We start from the raw sequence: 18,772 nt of genomic DNA, 5'->3' as shown, positions 1-18,772 counted from the left end.
TAGCACAGCCATTTTCCCTTTTGCCAAGCCTCCAGCCTCGGGAAAACCTCATCTGGACGGCGCGCCCGCGAGCACCCAATCGACCACCGAGCGGATGTCCGCATCGCTCATCGATTGATGCGCCGGCATCGGAATCACGCCCCATACACCGGAGCCACCGTCCTTCACCTTGCGCGCGAGTTTGGCCGGCGCCTGCGCGTCGCCCTTGTACTTCGCGGCGATCTGCTGGAATGACGGACCGACCAGTTTACGATCCACCGCGTGACAGCCCATGCACGCATTCGCGGCGGCGACCTGCTGGCCGCGAGGCGTCTCGGCCGCGCGAGCGGCCGAAGTCATCGTGCCCGCCAGCGCGCCGATCGCCACCGTGAACACAACACTCACACGCGCCACACCGCGCATCAGGGCACCGCCTTCGGATTGCCTGGCCGCACCGACGTCGACGAGTTGACCGGCGCGGGCGCCTGTTGATCGAGCGGCCGCGCACTCACCGACGAATCGGGAATCGCGCCGACCGTCGGCTCGCTGGCCTCGGGCTGCGAGGCGGCCACCGGCGCCGTCGCAGCGGCGGCGGAGGCGGCCTCGGCTTCCTGCGGCTGGATGTACTGGAACACCTTGACGACCTGCACGACGCCCGGCACACGACTCGTGACGTCGGCACCGACATTGCCTTCATTCATCGTGACAAGGCCCATCAGATAGACATTGCCGCGCTCGGCCACGACCTTGAAGTTATTCGCAGAAATGTTCTTCTCGGCGATCAGCGCAGTCTTCACGCGCGTTTCGAGGTAGGTGTCGTTGGTGCGCGAGGAGAACGAGCTCGCCGGCATGATCGCCAGTTCGTTGACGATCGTATTCACGTTGTTCATGCTCCGCACGATGCTCTCGGCGCGCTGCTTCGACGCATCGCCCGCGACCTCGCCGGTCAGCAGCACGCGGCGGTTGAACACTGTGACGTTGACGTGTGCGGAGTCCGGCAGATTCTGGCTGATCTGCGACAGCGCCTTCACCTGAATCTCGCGGTCCTCGGTCTGCGCGCCGAGCGTACGGCGGTCGGTCGCCACCAGCGCGCCGCCGCCCGCCGCGGCCCCGACGGCGAGAAAGCAACCTTGCAGCGTGGCCGACAACCCCGCCGCGAACCCGACCACGAGCACGGTTCTCACCAGTGTCTTCTTGACGCGGAATACGCTCATCAACTAGCTCTCCTTCGGAATCAGTCTCAGTCTTCGCCGAGCAACATGGCATCGATGCCGTCGCATAGGCAATGGATGGTCAGCAGGTGCACTTCCTGGATGCGCGCGGTGCGATCGGACGGCACGCACACATGGATGTCGGTGTCGCTAAGCACTTCCTGCGCGCGTCCGCCGCCCTTGCCGGTCAGCGCGACGACGATCATTTCGCGCTCGTGCGCGGCTTCGATCGCGGCGAGCACGTTCGCAGAATTGCCGGACGTCGTGATCGCGAGCAGCACGTCGCCGGGCTGCCCGAGCGCCCAGACCTGCTTCGCGTAAATCTGTTCGAACGAATAGTCGTTGGCAATTGCGGTGAGCACGGATGTGTCGGTGCTGAGCGCGATGGCCGGCAGGCCCGGCCGTTCACGCTCAAAGCGGCCGATCAGCTCGGCGGCGAAATGCTGCGCGTCGGCGGCCGAGCCGCCGTTGCCGCACGCGAGGATGCGATTGCCGTTGGCGAGCGCGGCGAACATCGTGTCGATCGCGGCGGCGATCGGCATCGACAGGGTTTCGAGGGCTTCGAGTTTGACTGCCGCGCTGTCGCGGAAGTGTTGTTGAATGCGTTCGACTGACATCGAGTCTCTATCTTCTACCGCGAATGGACCGCACTGCGCGGCCGTGTTGTGAAGTGATATTGCCAGGCTGTGCCCCGCCGAGGAGCCGCGCGGCGCACGCCGCGCGCGGGGGCGAAAATCACACAATCGTTGTGAAACATGTTGCTTGCCGTGCGCTCGGCGAGCGCTTTCGAGCGCGGCACGCGAGCGCAAGTTTATCGCACTCACACTGGTTGTCAGCGCCAGCTGTCAGACTTCGTCGGCGCGAAACGCGTCGCGCAGCCATACGAGCCGGCCGCTCTCGAACGCGATCACGTCGAAACGGCACGCAGGCTCGTCGCGCGGGCCGCGGTTTCTCGCGGCGCGCGTCGCGAGATAGTGCCGCGCCGCTCGTACGATGCGCTGCCTCTTTTGCCAACCGATGCTGGCGGCCGCACCGCCGTATTGCCGCTGCGCACGCGCGCGAACTTCGACGAACACCAGCGCGCCGTCGCGATCGCTCATCACGAGATCGATCTCGCCGCCCCGACATGACACGTTGCGCGCGACGAAGCGCAGACGCTGGCGCTGCAAAAATTCTTGTGCGCGTGCTTCGAAAGCCGCGCCGACGGATTTGGACTGGTGGGGGGCGGAAAAGTTGTAAGTGGTTTTCGGGGTGATCTTTGCGGGCGATTTTTGCGTAGTCTTCGGCGCGATCTGCTCATCGATCGGCGCATGCAACCCCACATGGCACAATGTCGGCCTCGTTCCGTCTGTTTGCGTCTTCCGTGTCATGACTCCTCTCTCCGAACTCGCGCAAGGGCAGCAGTACCCCGCCGCCGCGCTGTATGTGGTGGCCACGCCGATCGGCAACATCGCCGACATCACGCTGCGCGCGCTGCATGTGCTCGGACTCGCGGACCGCGTTGCCGCCGAGGACACCCGCAACACCGGTCAGTTGCTCGCGCGCTACGGCATCTCGAAGCCGCTCGTCGCCGTCCATCAGCACAACGAACGCGCGGCGGCGCAGCGCGTGATCGAGTATCTGCAGGCCGGCGAGCGCGTGGCCTATGTTTCCGACGCGGGTACGCCGGGCATCTCGGACCCGGGCGCCAAGCTCGTCGACGCCGTGCGCGAGGCCGGCTTCACGGTGATCCCGCTGCCCGGCGCGAGCGCACTTGCAACCGCGCTGAGCGCGACCGGCGACTGGGTCACGACGTTCTCGTTCCTCGGCTTCCTGCCACCCAAGCCGAAGGCGCGCGCCTCCGCTTTGCAGGCGCTCGCGGAGCATCGTCACGCGATGGTGTTCTACGAAGCGCCACACCGGATCGTCGAGACCGTGCAGGCGCTCGCCGATGCGTTCGGCGGCACGCGCCGTCTGCTGATCGCGCGGGAACTGACGAAGTTACACGAAACGCTGCACCAGGGCACCCTGGCCGAAGGGCCAACGTGGCTCGCCGCCGATGCGAACCGGCAGCGCGGCGAATTCGTGCTGGTGGTCGAAGGCGCGTCGGCCGACGCGGCCAGCGAGCACGATCACGACGCACTGCTCGGCATCCTGCTGGAAGAATTGACGGTGAGCAGCGCGGCGAAGATCGCGGCGACGCTCACGGGCGCATCGCGCAACGCGTTGTACACGCGCGCGTTGGCGCTGAAGGAAGGCAAGCCCGACGCCTGAGAGCCGAGTCGGTTGGGCAAAAAGCAAGGGCCGCAAGCTGAAGTTGCGGCCCTTCGATTTTCTACAGACGGTTTGTACAGCCGACGCAGCATCACCGCCGCGTCACGTCACATCACTTGCTCGAGACCGAGGTCGACGCCAGCGTCTCGTTCAACGCGGCGCGTGCTTCCTGCTGTGTGAGCCCTTCGATCTTGACCCGCGCGGTGCCGCTGTGGCGCATGTCGAGCATGGCGGCGGCCGCCATCGACAGGTCGATCACACGGCCGCGCGCGTATGGGCCGCGGTCGTTGATCCGCACAATCACCGAACGCGAATTGGCCGGATTGGTCACGCGCACGTACGAGCCGAGCGGCAACGTACGATGCGCGGCCGTCAGCGCGTGCATGTCGTAACGCTCGCCGTTCGCGGTGCGGTGACCGTGGAAGAAGCGTCCGTACCACGACGCGCGTCCAATCTGATGGAAGTCCGATGCGTCGACACCGTCTTCGGTGAGCGGCTGCGCGTCGGCCAGCGGCGATGCCGGCGCGCTCGGGCTCGAGGCCGGCGCGTTACCGAACGATTGTGGTCCGAACGAGCTCAGATGCATGTTCTTTGTACGTTGCGGCGTGTCGTTCGCGGACGTGTCGCTCGCTCCCGGAGGCGTGGCGCAGCCGGCCAGTACAAAAAAGGCAAAAAGAGTCCCCAGACCACGGTTTAGCCGAGTTTTCATAGGACGTGCAATCACATTGTCGAGTCGCGTCACCCGCAAAACTGGGCGTGTTGCCTGCGACTCCGGCGGTAGGGACGACAACGCGCCGCGCGAAAAAGCGCAGTACGTCAAAGCCCGCATGCGGCTCACTGAGCCGCTACCGCACGGTTAATTTTCACGTCTGGCGCAACCTGTCCCCGGCAGCCTGACCAGACCCCACACGCCGCCAACTGAACGTGGCAAAGACACGTTCTTGCGCGCGCAACTCAGCGCACAGGAACGGCGGCGTAGGCCCCACCCAGCGTCACGGAGGTTAATTCCGTAGCAAGCGCGCGGCGCCTGGCTGGGCAAGACGTGTGCATCGAACGCATCGATACATGATGGCCGTCGGCACTCCGACAGCCCTTACTTGAACGGCGAGCGGCATCCCCTTTTTGTGGGGATACATCGCCTTGTGGCAGCACAACTCATGTGCATGGGGCCCATTATACCCAAAACTTTTTTTCGGGATGGCGGGCGACTCAAAAACTTGATCAATCTTCACATTTATCGCAAAAATGGGGCGTGGGAAGATCGCGGCATCGTCCTCCGCACGCCTTGTCGCGTAGGCGACGGAGACTGTCGCGAGGCCGGTACAATCAACGTTTTCCCAGTGCGCCGTCCTGCCATGAAAGTCACCCTGATCCCCGTCACGCCGTTCCAGCAGAACTGCTCGCTGCTCGTTTGCGAGGCCACCGGGCGCGCGGCCGTCGTCGATCCGGGTGGCGACCTCGACCTCATCCAGCGCGAGATCACAAAGCAGAACGTGAGCATCGAGAAAGTCTTGCTGACCCACGGCCACATCGATCACTGCGCCGGCGCGAAGACGCTTGCCACCCACTACGGCGCGCCGATCGAAGGCCCGCATCCCGACGAACGCTTCTGGCTCGACAAGCTGCCGGACCAGAGCACGCGCTTCGGCTTCCCGGCCGCCGACGCCTTCGAGCCGGACCGCTGGCTACAAGACGGCGATACCGTGCAATTCGGCGACGAAACCATCGAGGTCTATCACTGCCCCGGCCATACGCCTGGCCACGTGGTGTTCTTCAGCCGCGCGCACCGGCTCGCGCTGGTTGGCGACGTGCTGTTCGCCGGCTCAATCGGCCGCACGGATTTCCCGCGCGGCAACCATGCGGACCTGATCCGCTCGATCCGCGACAAGCTCTGGCCGCTCGGCGACGACGTCACGTTCGTGCCAGGCCACGGCCCGACCTCGACGTTCGGTGCCGAGCGCCGCACGAATCCGTACGTTGCCGACGGGGTGGGCGCATGAGCAGCGAAATCTATGTGAGTACCGACGTCGAAGCGGACGGCCCGATCCCCGGCCCGCATTCGATGCTGAGCTTCGCATCCGCCGCATACACCGAAGACAAACAGCTGATCGCGACTTTCTCGGCAAATCTCGAATTGCTCGAAGGCGCCTCGCCGCATCCGGTGCAGGAGGCGTGGTGGAAGACCCAGCCGGAAGCGTGGGCGGCTTGCCGCCAGGACTTGCAGAAGCCCGAGGCGGCATTGATCGCCTATGTCGAATGGGTCGAGGCGCTGCCCGGCAAGCCGGTGTTCGTCGCGATGCCGGCCGGCTTCGACTTCACCTATATGTTCTGGTACATGATGCGCTTCGTCGGCCGCTGCCCGTTCTCGTGGTCGGCGCTCGACATCAAGACGCTCGCGTTCGCGATGACCGGCCTGCCGTACCGCAAGAACATCAAGCCGCGCTTTCCTAAACACTGGTTCGACGAGCATCCTCATACGCACGTCGCGCTCGACGACGCAATCGAGCAAGGCGCCCTCTTTTGCAACATGCTGAAGGAGTTGCGGGCGCGTCAGCCGGCCCTGTCGGCGGAGGGCAAAGATGATGGGGACGGCTCAGGGCAAAACGCCGCTCCGGACCCGGTAAATTAGGCAATCTCGCTCGCGGGAGCCGTTTTACATTGCGTTTCGTTTTCGCGCCCTCTACCATGCGTTGATACGGCGACGCTAATGGAGGCGCAGTTGACACTCGATACGTTCTCACAGAAGATCCTGCGCCTGCTCCAGCTCGACGCACGCCGTTCCGTGCAGGAAATCTCCGATCAGGTCGGGCTGTCGAGCACGCCGTGCTGGCGGCGCATCAAGGACATGGAACAGTCGGGCGTGATCCAGCGCTACACGGCGCTGCTCGATCGCGAAAAGCTCGGCCTGCACGTGTGCGCGCTCGCGCATATCCATCTGACGCGTCACACCGAGGGTGGGGTCGAGCAGTTCGAACGGGAAATCGCCACTTGCCCCGAAGTCACCGAGTGCTACAGCACGACCGGTGAATCCGACTACATCCTGAAGATCGTCGCGCCCGACATCAAGGCGTACGACAGCTTCCTTCACGAACGCATTTTCAAGATTCCGGCCGTCGCGCAGGTGCGCACGAGCGTCGTGCTGCGCGAAATCAAGTTCGATACCCAGTTGCCGCTGTGACAGGTGGCGCCGCCGAATTGCCCTGAGCGACGGATATGTCCCGTTGCAGCAGCACGTCGAGCTTGCGCGCGCCGAGACGGCGCTTGAGCGCCTCCAGGTCGACGCGACCGAGCGATTGTGCCTCGTTGTCCAGCAGACCAGCAGCCTCGGCCGCGCCTGCTGCACTGCGTCCATCAGATGACACCGCCGGCAGCACCACCTCCACATCGAGCCCGGTGCTCAGGTAGTGCAGATTCACCGCCGCAGCCTGCAAGCCGCCAGCAGCCAGCGCCGCGTTGACCTCGCCGACCACCCGCTCGCGCGGCGGCAGATCAACGGGCGGATGCGCGAGCGCATCGTTTTCCGGATCGACGTGGATCAGCGCGTCGAGCACGCGCTTATCGCTCAGCGCGCGCAAACGCGCCGACTCCGCGATGTAGTGCCCCTCCGACACCGAAATCAACGGATCGACCAGGATGTGAGCGTCGACAAGCGCGAAATCGCCCATCTTGCGCGTACGCATTTCGTGCACGTCGCGCACGCCGGGGGTGGCCATCAGCAATGCGCGCACGTCGGCGGCAGCGGTTTCGTCGAGGGCGCGGTCCGACAGATCCTGCAGCGCGTCCCAGCCAAAGGTCCAGCCCATGCGCGCGACCATGAAGCCGACGATCGCCGCCGCGATCGGGTCGAGTAGCCGCACACCGGCGAGACTGCCGATCACACCGATCCCCACCACCAACGACGACGCCGCGTCCGAGCGTGCGTGCCATGCGTTCGCGATCAGCATCGCGGAACGCACGCGCTTCGCTTCGCGCAGCATGTAGCGAAACAGCGCTTCCTTGCTGACGAGCACAAGCACCGCGACTACGAGTGCGCTGATGTGCAGGGCGGGAATATTTTGCAGATCGGCGAGCCGAGTACCGGCGCGCCACAACATGCCGACACCGACCGAGATCAGCAGCGCGCCGAGAAATAACGACGCCACCGTCTCATAACGGCTATGTCCATAATTGTGATTCGCGTCGGGCTCCGTCCCGCTATGCCGATTGGCAATCAGCACGACAAAATCGGAAATAAGATCGGCAAGGGAATGGACACCGTCGGCAACGAGTGCCTGCGAGTGCGCGATCGTGCCGACGACGATTTGCAGCGTCATCAACACGGTATTGACCGCTATGCTTGCAAAGGTACTTTTGCGAGCAACGCGTTGTTTCTCGGCGGTTTGGGTGATCGCGGCGGACTGCATGCTGAAAAGAAGGAAAGTTCAATTTTTCTTATTGTACCCGCCACGAATCGAACGCGCTGGGAAAGCACCTAAAAATCCTTTTAAATCAGTCGCTTATCTAAACGAAAAGCATTCGCGTTCCAGTTACTTGAAGTGCATGTGACAAAAAACCGGCGCCTCAAATGCAAAAAAGCCGCGACCTGATCGGTACACGGCTTTCTGAGAATCTGCAGCAGGCTATCCACACTGTGGGTTGCCGGTAATCGGATTACCCGCCGGCAACCTTTACACCCGCCGGTTCGGCATTACTTCTGGATCAGAAACTTTTCGCGATCCAGACCCGCGATCCAGCGCGGCGGCTTGCCGCGGCCGGACCAAGTGCTGCCGCTTTCCGGATCGCGGTATTTAGGCGCGACACCTGCGCGCGGGCGGCTCGCTTTAGCGCCCTTCGGTGCGCGGCCGCCGCCGAGTTCGCTCAGCGAGATGCCGTAGTCCGCCATTTTCTGCTTGATCTCATTCAAGACTTCCGCGTATTCGCGCGACTTCGCTTCTTCAATCTGCTTTTCGAGCTTCTCGCGCTGCGCGAGCAGTTCCTTGTAAGAAGACATAGTTTCCCTTGTGGTATGGATAAATGACTGCCGGTCTTATGCCGACTTGGCCTTTGAACGTTTCACGCCTCGGAATTTGAAGGCGAGATTAACACAAAATAGAAAGACTGCAAAACCACCGGCAGAAAATTAATTTAAATTCCGTTTCAAAAAGTTTCCGCCCACCGCTCTGTCCGGCTACGGACTTTCAATTAGGCGATTTCGCATGCCACTGAAAAAATCCTGCCGACATGCTTATTTAAACGATTTAACTATCAGGAAATGAGATTTGAGATAGCTATCGCACATCAAACCTCTCACCGCATGAAATCTTTGGTCGCCATAAGCGCGCACTATTGAGACAGGAGCCAGCGCGTTGCGACTAGTGCATGCGTCTTTTCCCAATAAACAATAATGCTTAATTCGCACGCCGCTCCATGCAAACTTCGAGCGCCGCATGCAATGTCTCGGTATCGGATCGCGCGCTGTCGAAGGCGCAACGCTCGCGCACGCCGTTATATTTCAGATCGACGCCATAACGGTCGACGCCAAGCAATTCGACGCTACCTGCGCCGCCCGGTCGGCGACTGAATTCCGCGATCAGCTCATCCTCCTCGCTAGCCGCCAGCGGTGGCAGCGGATCAAGTTCGGCGCCGTCGAGCCATCCCATCGCACCAAAGCCGCCGATGTAGCGCAGCCGTTCGAGCTTCATGATCCAGAACGTGAAATCGCCGAGCACGAGGTAGCGCTCTGCCTCCGGGTGGTAGCGCAGATAGCGCCGCACGAGTTCCGGGCTCGGGTCGACCGGCTCGAAGCGGCCGAGCAGCGTGACGCGCTGGCCGCCCAGCACGTCGCCGTCGGGCGCGTCGACGGCCAGAAAGCCGGCGCGCGGATCGGCGTGCAGGTTGTGCGTGTGCTCCGCGAGCCGGCTCACGAGGATCGTCGGACGATGCCGCGCGTCCGGCGCGAATGGCAGCACCGAAGGATAAGGAAAGCCCTCGGGCTGGCGCGCGTGCGTGGCGAGCGTGCCGACGGCGGCCGTGTGCAGCAGATGCAGCGGAGCGTGAGCGGGAATGTTCAACTGAGCGTACCTCGGGTGAATTAGAGATGGGCTGCGAGCGGTGAGTGGTGTCCGGCAGTGCAAAACGGCGCCGCCCCCAAAGCATGACATCCGGCAACACCGCTTCGTCGCACCCGTCGCCGTTCAATCGTATGCGTCCGATCCGACGGCTCCAAGCATAAGCCAGCACGCTTCGATAGAATCGAAGGTCCGCTTTCAATGCGCTTTCTCGCGCCCTCCGCCTCGAGACCTCCGTGCCCGATCACCAAGCCTCCGAATTCGCCGCCCTGCCCGCCGCGCACCGTGACCTGCCCGTCACCGAGCGGCAACGCGCACGCATCGCCACGATGGCGCTGTTCTTCATTGCCGGCATGATGTACGCGTCGTGGGGCGTACACGTGCCGACGGTGCGCGACCGCTTCCATCTGAATCCGGCGATGCTGTCGTTCGCGCTGTTCGCGGTGGCCGGCGGCTCGATCGGCGCGATGGTGACCAACGCGTCATGGATCGCGCGGGTCGGCACCCGCCGCGCATGCCTCGCCGGCGGTCTCGCGATGGCCGCCTGCGCGGCGCTGATCCTCGTCGTCCCGGCGTACTGGATGCTGCTGGTGGTGCTGGCCGTGTTCGGCGCCGGCATGGCAACGCTCGACGTCGCGATGAACGCCGAAGCGAGTGCGGTCGAAAAGGCGCTCGGCAAGCCGATCATGTCGTCGCTACACGGGATGTTCAGTCTTGGCGGCATGTTCGGCGCTGCGGTCGGCGGGGCGCTGCTGTCGCGCGGGATGGCGCCGGCGCTGCATCTCGCGCTCGCCGCGACGGTCAGCGCGCTCGTGCTGGTGTTCGCGTGCCCGTCGGTGCTGCCGCACGTCCCGCACGCCGAGCATCCCGACGCGGCGACGCCGCGTGCGAGCCGCTGGCGCTCGCCGGCGCTGTGGGCACTTGGCACGATGGCGCTGGTCGCACTGATCGCCGAAGGCGCGATGTACGACTGGGCCACGGTCTATATGCGCGATGTCGTGCTCTCGACGCCCGCGCTCGCGAGCGCCGCCTACGCGGCGTTTTCCGGCGGCATGGCGGCCGCGCGTTTTGCCGGCGACGCGGTGCGCGCCCGGTTCGGCGCACCGCAGCTCGTGATGATCAGCGCGGCGCTCGCCTGCGCCGGGATGGTCGATGCGTTGCTGCTGCCGAATCCGGTGGCCGCGCTCGCCGGCTTCGCGCTGATCGGCCTGGGCCTCGCGAACATGATGCCGGTGCTGTTCGCGGCGGCGGCGAGCGTGAAGGGCATCCACGCGGCTGAGGGGCTCGCGCACGTCGCGGGGCTCGCCTATTTCGGGTTGCTGCTCGGACCGGTGATCATCGGCGCGGTCGCTCAGGTGACCAATCTGACGATCGGTCTGTCGGTTGTTGCCGTGTGCGCCGCGATCATCGCGCTCGTCGGGCCAAGGGTGCTGCGGCGTTTGAAGATCTGAAAAAAAAAGCACGCAAGCCTCACGGCCCACGTGCCTCTTGAGCGGCGAATCGAAGTGCGGCGCGACGCCGCCTTCGATCACACCGAAATTACATCTTCACGACGTCGAGTAGCGTCTTCTTGCCTTGCTTGTAGTTGTACAGCGAGATCACGCCGTGCTGAAGGTCGCCCTTCGAGTCGAACGTCGTTTCGCCGATCACGCCCTTGTAGTCCGTCGTCGGCATCGCTGCCAGGATCTTCGCCGGATCGGTCGAGTTCGCGCGCTTCATCGCGTCGACGATGATGTAAACCGCGTCATACGTGAACGGCGCGTAGATCTGGATCGGCTGGCCGAAGCGCTTCTCGTACTTCGTTTCAAACGCCTTGCCGCCCGCCATCTTTTCGAGCGCCATACCGGCTTCCGAGCAGACGATGTTGTCGGTAGCGTCGCCGGCCAGATCCGACAGCTTGTCGGTACACACGCCGTCGCCTGCCAGCACCTTCGCGCGCAGGCCGAGCTGCTTCGCCTGCTTCGCGAACGGGCCGCCGGTTGCGTCCATGCCGCCGTACATGATCGCGTCAGGGTTTTCGCCCTTGATCTTCGTCAGAATCGCGCGGAAATCGACCGCTTTGTCGTTCGTCGCGTCGTGCGACACGACGTTCAGACCGAGCGCCTTGGCGGTCTTCTCGAACTCGTTCGCGAGACCCTGGCCGTAAGCGGTCGAGTCGTCGACGATCGCGACGCTCTTCACCTTCATGCCCTTCGCCGCGTAGTTCGCGAGTGCCGGGCCTTGCTGCGCGTCGGTCGCGACGACGCGGTAGGTCGTCTTGAAGCCTTGCTGCGTGTAGGCCGGGTTGGTTGCCGACGGCGAGATCTGCACGATGCCCGCATCGCTATAGATCTTCGAAGCCGGGATCGAGGTGCCCGAGTTCAGGTGGCCGACCACGGCGACGACCTTGTCGTCGACGAGCTTCTGAGCAACCTGCGTGGCCGTGCGGGGGTCAGCCGCGTCGTCCTGCGCGTCGAGTTGCAGCGTGACCTTCTGGCCACCGATCGTGAGACCCTTCGCGTTGATTTCCTCGACGGCGAGGCGCGCGCCGTTTTCGTTGTCCTTACCCAGGTGAGCGATACCGCCCGTCAACGGCGCAACGTGGCCGATCTTGATGACCGTGTCGGCCGCGGCCGAAGTTGCCAACGTCGCGAACAGCATCGCGGCAGCGCTGATCGGCAACAGCGTTTGAATCTTGATGTTCATGTAAGTCTCCAGTTTCGGTCAAAACAACGTAATCGCCCTGTGCCCCGCTTCCCCTACACGTGTCGCTCAGTCCCGTGGACGACCACGCCGGTTGCATCGTTCATGCACTTGGCCAGTACGTTTACCGGACTGTTTGTGACAGTTGGCAAACCGTACTTGCGCGCAAGTGTAGGCCATCAAATTAATTTGGGGGAATTTTTTGAGACAGTGGGAACAACACTAATAGCGTATTTACCATGGGAGCCGCTCGCGGCTTGGGGGCCGGGGCGGAAAGCCCCAGCCAATGCGGGTTTCCGCTAAGTGAGGCATTTTTCCGCAGGCGCGGACTTACGCTCTTTCTAACTTCTTTCGGGCGTGATTCGAAGGTTTTTTCAATTCAAAAACGTGGCGCACCGAACAGGATTGTGAGCATGCCAAAGAGTCTGATTCGGGCTTAAATCGGTTAACCCATCAATGCATGAACGCGGCGATCCGCACGGTGGCCAGCCGCCATTCCCGCTAGAGCTGAGCCACCCACTCGGCCGCACCACGCCGCATCCGCCGCGAGGCCCCGTCCCGCCTCGCTGCAAGCCGTTTCTTTTGATGGCAAACTAACCGCCCGTTGCAGGGCCGGGCGGCCCTGAGCGTTTCGTACACACCGACCTCGCGCGGCGTTCGCGCAAGGCAATGGAGAACAACATGAGCACGACTTCCCGATGGATCGACATCCCCGCCGGCAACGACAGTTTCGGCGGCTACCTCGCGCTGCCGAAGGGCGGCAAGGGACCGGCCGTCATCATCATTCAGGAAATCTTCGGCGTGAACGGCCATATCCGCTCGGTCGCGGATCAGTACGCGCAGGACGGCTATGTCGCGCTCGCCCCGGACGTGTTCTGGCGCGTACAGCCGCGCGTCGAATTGACGTATGACGGCAAGGATCGTGAAAAAGGCATCGAACTGATGCAGAAGACCAAACTCGACGACGCGGTCGCCGACATCGGCGCCGCTGCCGCCGCCTTGCGCGCGCTGCCGGAAGTGACCGGCAAGGTCGCGGCGATCGGCTACTGCTTCGGCGGCCGTCTCGCGTATCTGGCTGCCGCGTCCGGTTCGGTCGACGCCGCGGTCGCCTACTACGGCGGCGGCATCCACAACCATCTGGACAAAGCCGCGAACGTCAAAGTGCCGATGCAGTTCCACTATGGCGAGCTCGACGCGCACATTGCGCTGTCGGACATCGGTCAGATTCAGGAGCGCTTCGTGGGTCGCGCCGACGTGCAGTTCAACATCTACCCGAACGCCGATCACGGCTTCAACTGCTCGGAGCGTGCGTCCTATAACCAGCACGCGTCGGCATTGGCGCATGGCCGCACGCTGACGTTCCTCGGCGAGCGGATGTAATTCGCGGGTCCGGCATTCGTCGATACCCGCCGCGTCGCTCACGTGATCGCAAGTTCGGGCATTTGAAGTGCGCGTTCGAATTCACGTAGGTCACGTCGGCGCGTAACTCGGGTACTCTCTGAAAGACGGCGTGTCGGCCGACACGCCGTCTTTTTTCATGTGCGACGCTCGCACGTGCATGACAAGCCACGAATTCGACGCAGCCTGCCAATCGACCGCGAGGGCTCAACCGACGTGCACTCAGACTATCTCGCTCATGACGCCATCGGCCTCGCCGAACTCGTGCGCACGCGCCAGGTCAGCGCGCGCGAATTGATCGACGACGCAATCTCGCGCACCGAGGCCGTCAATCCCGCGATCAACGCGGTCGTTCTGAAGGACTACGATGCGGCACGCAAGCGCGCGTCGCGCGACGACGCGAATCGCGCCAATACCGTCAACAGCGTCAACGGGACGGACAACTCCACCGCCCACGCCGCGCTCGCCGGCGTGCCGTTCCTGATCAAGGATCTCGGCGCCCCCGTTGCGGGACTGCGCATGTCAATGGGCAGCCGCCACTACCGCTACTTCATTCCGACGCAGGACGCACCGGTCGTCGCCCTCGCGAAAGCGGCGGGTCTGAACATCTTCGCGAAGACCAGCACGTCCGAGCTCGGCCAGATGCCTTATACGGAGCCCGAACTATTTGGCGCGTGCCGTAATCCGTGGAATCTCGATCACACGCCGGGCGGTTCGAGCGGCGGTGCCGCGGCGGCGGTCGCCGCGGGCATCGTACCGCTCGCGCATGCATCGGATGGCGGCGGCTCGATCCGCATTCCGGCATCGTGTTGCGGACTATTCGGCCTGAAACCCTCGCGCGGTCGCGTGCCCCGCGCAGCGCCGCCCGGCGCCGGCGAGCTCGGCATCGATCACGCCGTGTCGCGCAGCGTGCGTGACAGCGCGTTGCTGCTCGATCTGCTGGCGGGCAACGCCGAGCGGCCCGCCGGTGCACCCGGCACTTTTCTCGGCGCGACGCGCGAGCCATGCAAGCCGCTCACAATCGCGTACGTGACCGAACCGATGCTCGCCCCGTCGTTATCGGCTGATGCACGCGCCGCGCTCGACGACGCCGCGCAACTCGCGAGCTCGCTCGGCCATCGTCTGGAGCCGGTATCGCTCGGCGTCGATTTCGCGGCGGTCCGTCATGCGTTCCTGACGCTGTGGTCGGTGACTGCCGAGGATATGGTGCTGAACGCGGAGCGCATCACCGGCCACAAGCCCGAGCGCCGCGAGTTCGAAATTTCGACGTGGGCGATGGCGCTTGTCGGCCGCAAGATCGGCGAGCAGGGCTTGCCAGCCGCGCTCGACGAACAGCGCCGCATCACCGGGCGCCTCACCGACTTGCTGAACCGCTACGACGTGCTGCTGTGCGCGACGCTCGCGGCCGCGCCGATCAAGATCGGCGAGATGCGGCCGAGCTCCGTCGAACGCATGCAGATGCGCGCGATCACCACGATGCCGCTCGAACGGTTTATGAAGAAACTGCTGCTCGAAGCGTCGAACAAGGCATTCGCCTGGGCCGGCTGCACGGAGCTGTTCAACCTGAGCGGACAGCCGGCGATGTCGGTGCCCTTGTACTGGAACGCGCGCGGGCTGCCGATCGGCGTACAGTTCGCGGCGCGCATCGGCGGCGAAACGACGTTGCTCAGACTCGCCGCGCAGCTCGAAGCGGCACGGCCCTGGTTCGACAGACGCCCGCCGTTGATGAATGCCCGACGCTAGAAACGCAGCGGCGCGCTGCAATGAAGCTCTGAAGGTCTAAGCCGGCTTGCGCTGCGCATCGAGATCGACGTGCCGCTGCCCCCGGATGCACGCGAGCGCGACAATCGACAGCGCGAGCCCCGCCATCACATACCAGGTCGGCGCGAGCGGCGAGCCGGTCGCGTTGATCAGCCACGTGACGACAAACGGTCCGAAACCGCCGAACACCATCACCGCAACGTTATACGCGAGCGCAAGACCGACCGAGCGCACGTTCGCCGGAAACAGCTCGGCGATCAGCGCACCGAACGGACCGTAGTAGCCCGCTAGCGTGATCGATAGCAGGGCCTGCACGAGCACGAGCTTTGACACGCTCGGCTCGCCCGCGAGCCATGCGAACAACGGATAGATCAGCACGAACGTGAGCGCGAGCGACCACAGCGACAAAGCCTTGCGCCCGATCCTGTCGGACCATGCGCCGGTCAACGGCGACAGCGCAGCCAGCAACAGATTGCCGACGATCACCGCATAAAACGACTGCGCATACGGCAGCTTCAGTTGCGTGACCGCGAAGGTGGGCAGATAACTGATCAGCACGTAGGTCGTGACACTCAGCGCGATCACCAAGCCGAGCCCGCAAAGCACACTGCCGCTATGGCGAGTGAACACTTCGCGCAAGGTCGCGCGCGGCGCATTCTTTTGCGCGAACAGAAACGCTTCGGAATCGGCGAGATGACGGCGGATATAAAAGCCGATCGGCCCGATGATCAAGCCAATGATGAACGGTACGCGCCAGCCCCACGACTTCAGCGCGTCGGGCGACAACCCATGCGTGATCAGCGCACCGACCACAGCGCCGAGCAGCAGCGCCGCCGCCTGACCCGACATTTGCCAGCTGCCGTAGAAGCCGCGCTTCGAGAACGGTGCCGCTTCGATCAGCAACGCCGTCGCGCTGCCGAATTCTCCGCCGGCGGAAAAACCCTGCAACAGACGCCCGAGCACGACCATGACCGGCGCGGCGATGCCGATTGCCGAATACGGAGGCGCAATCGCGAGCAGCAGGATGCCGAGCGTCATGAGCGCGATCACGAGCGACAAAGCCGCCTTGCGTCCCGCGCGATCCGCGTAGAGTCCGAGCACGATGCCGCCGACGGGCCGCATCACGAAGGCGACGCCGAAGGTCGCGGTAGTCAGGAGGATCGACGAGTAGTCGTTGGCGGCAGGAAAGAACAACGGGGTGATCACCACCGTCAGGAAGCCGAACGCGGCGAAGTCGTACCATTCGAGCGCGTTGCCGATCACGGCCGCGACGACTGCGCGCGTATGAAGGCTCCTCGACGCGGGTGCCATTCGAACTCTCCAGCTTGCGAAAAAAAATCCCCCGAGGTCAGCCGTTTCAAAACGCGCGTTTCGACGCAAACGCACACGCGTCGAACGCCGCTGGCCATCGTCATGCGCGAGCAATGTCGCGCTGGTGCAAGCAATCGCTTTCGAGTGTAAAGAGCGGTCAAACGGTTTTCAAGGACGAGCAAAGCGTCCGCCGCACGCGACGGCGGACGCCCGGATGTGCGCAGTTCGAAGACATGCCGCGATGTTGCGGCGCGTCTCGCACGAGCCTGCAATCACATCAAACGCAGGCTTTATCAGGCCTTCTTGTTATATGCGCTGCACCACCCGCCGGCCGCGACCTGCTTGCCGGCGAACATCGGACAGGGGCCGAAGGCGTCGCCCGCCTTGCCCTGGAAGAAGCTGCAGTTGCTGCATTGCTGGCCAGGCGCGAATTTGGCGAATTTCGCCTTGTCGACCTTGCTCGCGTCCGCCTTGTACCCCAGTGCCTGCGCGGTAGGATCGGATTCGGAAACTTTCGGCGCATCGGCGAACGCCTGGCGCGACAGCGCGAGCGTGGATGCCACACCGATGCTGGTGATCAAAAACGTACGACGGGACGATCTCATGGGGACTCACTCCATATTTATATTGGAATCAACGCCGTTCTGGTGACAGCGTTCGCCAAGCATAACAACGAAGCAGACGGCCGTGATGTTCCAAATGACAGAGATAAACGGATCGGTACGGTACAAACGCGACTTTACCCTCGCCCGGCCAGCTCGCAGATCCGCTGCGCGATCGCAAGCGATGACGTCAGCCCCGGCGACTCGATGCCGAACAGGTTGACGAGCCCGCGCACGCCATGCGCGGCCGGCCCCTGGATCACGAAGTCCGCGGCGGGCTCGCCTGGACCGGACAACTTCGGCCGAATGCCAGCGTAGGCTGGCTGTAACGCGCCATCGGGCAGCGCCGGCCAGTAGGCGCGAATCGCCGCATAAAAAGACTCCGCGCGACGCGGATCGACGTCGTAATTGATCGTGTCGACCCATTCGACGTCGGGACCGAAGCGCGCCTGGCCGCCGAGATCGATCGTCAGATGCACGCCGAGGCCAGCCTCGTTCGGCATCGGATAAATCAGGCGGCTGAACGGCGCGCGTCCCGAGATGCTGAAGTAATTGCCGCGCGCCAGGTAAAGCGGCGGCACGTGGCGCGCGTCGAGTCCACGAATCCTGCGCGCGAGCGCGTTCGCATGCAGTCCCGCGCTGTTGATCACGCAGGCTGCGCTGATCGTGGTCGGCGCCGCGCCGCCGACCGTGATGGTGAAGCGGCCGTTGCGCGCTTCGATCGCCTCGACCGGCGCATGGAACGCGAACACCGCGCCGTCGCGCTCGGCATCGCCTTGCAGCGCGAGCATGTACTGATGACTATCGACGATCCCCGTCTGCGGAGAAAACACCGCCTCCACGCATTCGAGCGCCGGTTCGAGCGCCTGTGCCTGGTCGCCGGTGATTCGCATCAGGTCGAGCACGCCGTTGTCGCGCCCTTTGGCCATGATGCTTTGGAGCTGCGGAATCTGGTTGCGCGACGTCGCGACGAGCAGCTTGCCGCAGCGCGAATGCGGCACGTTGCGCTCGGCGCAATAGTCGTACAGCATTTCGCGGCCGCGCACGCACAGCGTGGCCTTCAGCGATCCGCGCGGATAGTAGATGCCCGCGTGAATCACTTCGCTATTGCGCGAACTCGTACCCACGCCAATCGCGTCGGCGGCCTCCAACACGATCACCTCGCGCCCGCGCGCCGCCAGGGCGCGCGCCGTCGCAAGGCCGATCACGCCGGCGCCGATCACTACACATTCGATCTGATCCATATCCGTTGACGCGGCCCGTTGCGCCGCGCGCTGCCTCGTTCAGCCGATGGAAGGAAGACAGGAGCGGCACCTCGCCGCCGCGTTCCGTTCATTGTCGAACGCATCTGTCCGTTGCGTCTGCTTATGTCTTTTTATCACCGCGAAGGAAAATTGTACGACGTGGTACAGACAGAAGTGACAAACCGACGCGCGCGCCAGTCAGGCGAAGGGGCCGCAAATGGGCGTGACAGCGCGATCCACCTCAAAAAAGAAATAATTGCTGTCGCATTTATCGCACGCGCCGT

19 protein-coding genes are annotated in these 18,772 nt (G+C 63.8%); 7 read left to right on the top strand and 12 right to left on the bottom strand.

The window, feature by feature from the left end; all coding sequences use genetic code 11:
- Positions 1-48 precede the first annotated feature (48 nt).
- The 4 genes from L0U81_RS00720 to L0U81_RS00705 form a co-directional block, all read right to left on the bottom strand.
- On the bottom strand, positions 49-402 hold the full coding sequence (locus L0U81_RS00720; protein WP_233799693.1) for a c-type cytochrome: 354 nt from the start codon (positions 400-402) through the stop codon (positions 49-51).
- Positions 402-1,193, bottom strand: coding sequence for a BON domain-containing protein (locus tag L0U81_RS00715; protein WP_233799692.1), 792 nt, complete (start codon positions 1,191-1,193; stop codon positions 402-404). The genes L0U81_RS00720 and L0U81_RS00715 overlap by 1 nt, the downstream gene beginning before the upstream one ends.
- Before the next feature lie 26 nt (positions 1,194-1,219).
- Positions 1,220-1,807, bottom strand: coding sequence for a phosphoheptose isomerase (locus L0U81_RS00710; RefSeq protein ID WP_062125567.1), 588 nt, complete (start codon positions 1,805-1,807; stop codon positions 1,220-1,222).
- 228 nt (positions 1,808-2,035) lie between these two features.
- Positions 2,036-2,560, bottom strand: a complete 525-nt coding sequence (locus tag L0U81_RS00705) for a YraN family protein (protein WP_233799691.1) — start codon at positions 2,558-2,560, stop codon at positions 2,036-2,038.
- Between L0U81_RS00705 and rsmI the strand changes: the two genes are divergently transcribed.
- On the top strand, positions 2,559-3,443 hold the full coding sequence (gene rsmI / locus L0U81_RS00700) for a 16S rRNA (cytidine(1402)-2'-O)-methyltransferase (protein WP_233799690.1): 885 nt from the start codon (positions 2,559-2,561) through the stop codon (positions 3,441-3,443). The two genes, L0U81_RS00705 and rsmI, sit on opposite strands and share 2 nt — an antisense overlap.
- Before the next feature lie 112 nt (positions 3,444-3,555).
- Here the strand turns inward: rsmI and L0U81_RS00695 are convergent, their stop codons facing one another.
- The gene (locus L0U81_RS00695; RefSeq protein ID WP_233799689.1) at positions 3,556-4,152 is read right to left on the bottom strand and encodes a septal ring lytic transglycosylase RlpA family protein; all 597 of its coding nucleotides are present in this window, start codon (positions 4,150-4,152) and stop codon (positions 3,556-3,558) included.
- Positions 4,153-4,798: 646 nt separating this feature from the next.
- Here L0U81_RS00695 and L0U81_RS00690 point away from each other — a divergent pair.
- The 3 genes from L0U81_RS00690 to L0U81_RS00680 all read left to right on the top strand — a co-directional run bounded on the left by L0U81_RS00690 (position 4,799) and on the right by L0U81_RS00680 (position 6,621).
- Positions 4,799-5,443 carry an MBL fold metallo-hydrolase gene (locus L0U81_RS00690; RefSeq protein WP_233799688.1) on the top strand — a complete coding sequence of 215 codons (645 nt, stop codon included), beginning with the start codon at positions 4,799-4,801 and terminating at the stop codon, positions 5,441-5,443.
- Positions 5,440-6,072, top strand: a complete 633-nt coding sequence (locus L0U81_RS00685; protein ID WP_233799687.1) for an exonuclease — start codon at positions 5,440-5,442, stop codon at positions 6,070-6,072. The genes L0U81_RS00690 and L0U81_RS00685 overlap by 4 nt, the downstream gene beginning before the upstream one ends.
- A gap of 78 nt (positions 6,073-6,150) precedes the next feature.
- On the top strand, positions 6,151-6,621 hold the full coding sequence (locus L0U81_RS00680; protein ID WP_211193365.1) for an Lrp/AsnC family transcriptional regulator: 471 nt from the start codon (positions 6,151-6,153) through the stop codon (positions 6,619-6,621).
- On the opposite strand, the gene L0U81_RS00675 is transcribed toward L0U81_RS00680, so the two are convergent.
- The 3 genes from L0U81_RS00675 to L0U81_RS00665 form a co-directional block, all read right to left on the bottom strand.
- Positions 6,593-7,846 carry a cation diffusion facilitator family transporter gene (locus L0U81_RS00675; RefSeq protein ID WP_233799686.1) on the bottom strand — a complete coding sequence of 418 codons (1,254 nt, stop codon included), beginning with the start codon at positions 7,844-7,846 and terminating at the stop codon, positions 6,593-6,595. The two genes, L0U81_RS00680 and L0U81_RS00675, sit on opposite strands and share 29 nt — an antisense overlap.
- Positions 7,847-8,130: 284 nt before the next feature.
- The gene (locus L0U81_RS00670) at positions 8,131-8,433 is read right to left on the bottom strand and encodes an H-NS histone family protein (protein WP_008921239.1); all 303 of its coding nucleotides are present in this window, start codon (positions 8,431-8,433) and stop codon (positions 8,131-8,133) included.
- Positions 8,434-8,830: 397 nt separating this feature from the next.
- On the bottom strand, positions 8,831-9,493 hold the full coding sequence (locus L0U81_RS00665; RefSeq protein ID WP_233799685.1) for a HugZ family pyridoxamine 5'-phosphate oxidase: 663 nt from the start codon (positions 9,491-9,493) through the stop codon (positions 8,831-8,833).
- A 233-nt stretch (positions 9,494-9,726) separates the two neighbouring features.
- On the opposite strand from L0U81_RS00665, the gene L0U81_RS00660 reads away from it, so the two are divergent.
- Positions 9,727-10,941 (top strand): MFS transporter, encoded by a 1,215-nt coding sequence (locus tag L0U81_RS00660; RefSeq protein WP_233799684.1) that lies wholly within the window; start codon positions 9,727-9,729, stop codon positions 10,939-10,941.
- Positions 10,942-11,029: 88 nt separating this feature from the next.
- On the opposite strand, the gene L0U81_RS00655 is transcribed toward L0U81_RS00660, so the two are convergent.
- Positions 11,030-12,175 (bottom strand): branched-chain amino acid ABC transporter substrate-binding protein, encoded by a 1,146-nt coding sequence (locus L0U81_RS00655; RefSeq protein WP_233799683.1) that lies wholly within the window; start codon positions 12,173-12,175, stop codon positions 11,030-11,032.
- 678 nt (positions 12,176-12,853) lie between these two features.
- Here L0U81_RS00655 and L0U81_RS00650 point away from each other — a divergent pair.
- Positions 12,854-13,552, top strand: a complete 699-nt coding sequence (locus L0U81_RS00650) for a dienelactone hydrolase family protein (protein ID WP_233799682.1) — start codon at positions 12,854-12,856, stop codon at positions 13,550-13,552.
- Between the two features lie 234 nt (positions 13,553-13,786).
- On the top strand, positions 13,787-15,313 hold the full coding sequence (locus L0U81_RS00645; RefSeq protein WP_233799681.1) for an amidase: 1,527 nt from the start codon (positions 13,787-13,789) through the stop codon (positions 15,311-15,313).
- A gap of 36 nt (positions 15,314-15,349) precedes the next feature.
- Here the strand turns inward: L0U81_RS00645 and L0U81_RS00640 are convergent, their stop codons facing one another.
- The 3 genes from L0U81_RS00640 to L0U81_RS00630 form a co-directional block, all read right to left on the bottom strand.
- Complete coding sequence (locus tag L0U81_RS00640) at positions 15,350-16,642, bottom strand: MFS transporter (RefSeq protein ID WP_233799680.1); 1,293 nt, start codon at positions 16,640-16,642, stop codon at positions 15,350-15,352.
- A 293-nt stretch (positions 16,643-16,935) separates the two neighbouring features.
- A complete protein-coding gene (locus L0U81_RS00635) occupies positions 16,936-17,247 on the bottom strand; it encodes a high-potential iron-sulfur protein (protein WP_233799679.1) in 312 nt (103 codons plus the stop codon).
- Between the two features lie 134 nt (positions 17,248-17,381).
- A complete protein-coding gene (locus L0U81_RS00630) occupies positions 17,382-18,488 on the bottom strand; it encodes an NAD(P)/FAD-dependent oxidoreductase (RefSeq protein ID WP_233799678.1) in 1,107 nt (368 codons plus the stop codon).
- Positions 18,489-18,772: the final 284 nt, after the last annotated feature.

Source organism: Paraburkholderia sp. HP33-1, assembly GCF_021390595.1.
Lineage (GTDB): Bacteria > Pseudomonadota > Gammaproteobacteria > Burkholderiales > Burkholderiaceae > Paraburkholderia.
This window is presented reverse-complemented; position numbering and strand designations above follow the sequence as displayed.

Coding starts and splice junctions, on each gene's coding strand:
- L0U81_RS00635 (WP_233799679.1), bottom strand. CDS start 17,247: ATGAGATCGTCCCGTCGTACGTTTTTGATCACCAGCATCGGTGTGGCA.
- L0U81_RS00680 (WP_211193365.1), top strand. CDS start 6,151: ATGGAGGCGCAGTTGACACTCGATACGTTCTCACAGAAGATCCTGCGC.
- L0U81_RS00685 (WP_233799687.1), top strand. CDS start 5,440: ATGAGCAGCGAAATCTATGTGAGTACCGACGTCGAAGCGGACGGCCCG.
- rsmI (WP_233799690.1), top strand. CDS start 2,559: ATGACTCCTCTCTCCGAACTCGCGCAAGGGCAGCAGTACCCCGCCGCC.
- L0U81_RS00715 (WP_233799692.1), bottom strand. CDS start 1,193: ATGAGCGTATTCCGCGTCAAGAAGACACTGGTGAGAACCGTGCTCGTG.
- L0U81_RS00720 (WP_233799693.1), bottom strand. CDS start 402: ATGCGCGGTGTGGCGCGTGTGAGTGTTGTGTTCACGGTGGCGATCGGC.
- L0U81_RS00695 (WP_233799689.1), bottom strand. CDS start 4,152: ATGAAAACTCGGCTAAACCGTGGTCTGGGGACTCTTTTTGCCTTTTTT.
- L0U81_RS00640 (WP_233799680.1), bottom strand. CDS start 16,642: ATGGCACCCGCGTCGAGGAGCCTTCATACGCGCGCAGTCGTCGCGGCC.
- L0U81_RS00630 (WP_233799678.1), bottom strand. CDS start 18,488: ATGGATCAGATCGAATGTGTAGTGATCGGCGCCGGCGTGATCGGCCTT.
- L0U81_RS00650 (WP_233799682.1), top strand. CDS start 12,854: ATGAGCACGACTTCCCGATGGATCGACATCCCCGCCGGCAACGACAGT.
- L0U81_RS00710 (WP_062125567.1), bottom strand. CDS start 1,807: ATGTCAGTCGAACGCATTCAACAACACTTCCGCGACAGCGCGGCAGTC.
- L0U81_RS00655 (WP_233799683.1), bottom strand. CDS start 12,175: ATGAACATCAAGATTCAAACGCTGTTGCCGATCAGCGCTGCCGCGATG.
- L0U81_RS00670 (WP_008921239.1), bottom strand. CDS start 8,433: ATGTCTTCTTACAAGGAACTGCTCGCGCAGCGCGAGAAGCTCGAAAAG.
- L0U81_RS00705 (WP_233799691.1), bottom strand. CDS start 2,560: ATGACACGGAAGACGCAAACAGACGGAACGAGGCCGACATTGTGCCAT.
- L0U81_RS00690 (WP_233799688.1), top strand. CDS start 4,799: ATGAAAGTCACCCTGATCCCCGTCACGCCGTTCCAGCAGAACTGCTCG.
- L0U81_RS00675 (WP_233799686.1), bottom strand. CDS start 7,846: ATGCAGTCCGCCGCGATCACCCAAACCGCCGAGAAACAACGCGTTGCT.